Source organism: Mycobacterium sp., from assembly GCF_008709575.1.
Lineage (GTDB): Bacteria > Actinomycetota > Actinomycetes > Mycobacteriales > Mycobacteriaceae > Mycobacterium.
On record NZ_VYIK01000558.1, the window covers coordinates 1 to 526 of the forward strand.

1 protein-coding gene is annotated in these 526 nt (G+C 67.1%); it reads right to left on the minus strand.

Going from position 1 to position 526, the window contains the following annotated elements; all coding sequences use genetic code 11:
- Positions 1–300, minus strand: a 300-nt coding sequence (locus tag F6Q13_RS20125) for a three-helix bundle dimerization domain-containing protein (protein ID WP_367141386.1), incomplete at its 3' end; no start/stop codon positions are given.
- Positions 301–526 lie beyond the last annotated feature (226 nt).

Here is a 526-nt window from a genome sequence, read left to right on the forward strand (position 1 = left end):
GGGCTTGGGCTGGGAGCCGCCGGACCATGCAACGGCGGCGTCCCCGGCGAAATGGGTGAAGAACCCCTTGGCCATTGGTGATCGGCCAGCGTTGTGGCGGCACAGAAACAACACCAGTGGCTTGCCCTGGGTGGAATTGACTTTCAGCTGCGCCAGGGCGCGGAGCCGGTGGCGCGCGAATCGCTCTGCCAGCAGTACCAGAAAGTCGTGCAGTGTCGCGCGGTCGGCCAACTGCTGGTAGGAGGAGTGCAGCAAATGCTCAATGGTCGGTGCCGGCTGGGCGGCGGCTTGGTAACTCATCCCCGCTACCTCTTGCTGTCAACGGCCCTCCGGCGATGCGGGGAACCCCGGTGTTACTGGACGACTGCTGTGCCAATCATTAGTGTCGGCTGGACGTCCGTCAAGGCTCGTCCCGACGCCGGCCCGGCCGGCCACGAATCGGCGCCGGTCGTGCCGTAGCTACCAGCGGACCAGCTGGATCGGATAGATGTCGGTGCCGCCCGGCGCACCGCCGCAGCCCGCCGGG